The sequence below is a fragment of the Pedobacter agri PB92 genome (assembly GCF_000258495.1).
Taxonomy (GTDB): Bacteria; Bacteroidota; Bacteroidia; order Sphingobacteriales; family Sphingobacteriaceae; genus Pedobacter; species Pedobacter agri.
Window position 1 is genome coordinate 1 of record NZ_AJLG01000359.1, and the last position, 479, is coordinate 479.

The window sequence follows — 479 nt, forward strand, 5'->3', positions numbered from 1 at the left end:
CTAAACGCCACTGTTTAGGGTCTCCTGCTTTAAAACCGCATTGCCCCTGGAAAAACATCACCTTCCCAAATTCTCCTGCGTTTCGCATCCGAATCACTTCCAATGTGCGTGGTTCAAAATGCATCCTGTAACCAACCAGCAATTTTACATTCGCTTTTTTACAGGCATCTATCATCTCTTGTCCTTCTCTGGCATTTAGCGCCATGGGTTTTTCGCATATCGCGTGTTTTCCTGCATTGGCTACACGGATAACCTGACTGTGATGCAATGCATTTGGTGTAATCACATAAATCGCATCAATATCCGGATTGTTTTTAACCTGATCGAAGTTGTCGTAATTGTAGCAATTTTTTTCAGGGATATTGTATTTCGCTTGCCAGTCCTTAATTTTAGAAGTAGTACCGCTGATAACACCCACCAGCTTAGCTTTAGTGCAGTCTTTCATCGCTTCAGCGAAGCGGGTGCCATATCCGCCCAAT

Annotated in this window: 1 protein-coding gene; it reads right to left on the reverse strand. The window is 43.6% G+C overall.

From position 1 onward, the window contains the following. A partial coding sequence (locus tag ON09_RS23870; RefSeq protein WP_029204607.1) for a Gfo/Idh/MocA family protein occupies positions 1-479 on the reverse strand: 479 nt, incomplete at both ends.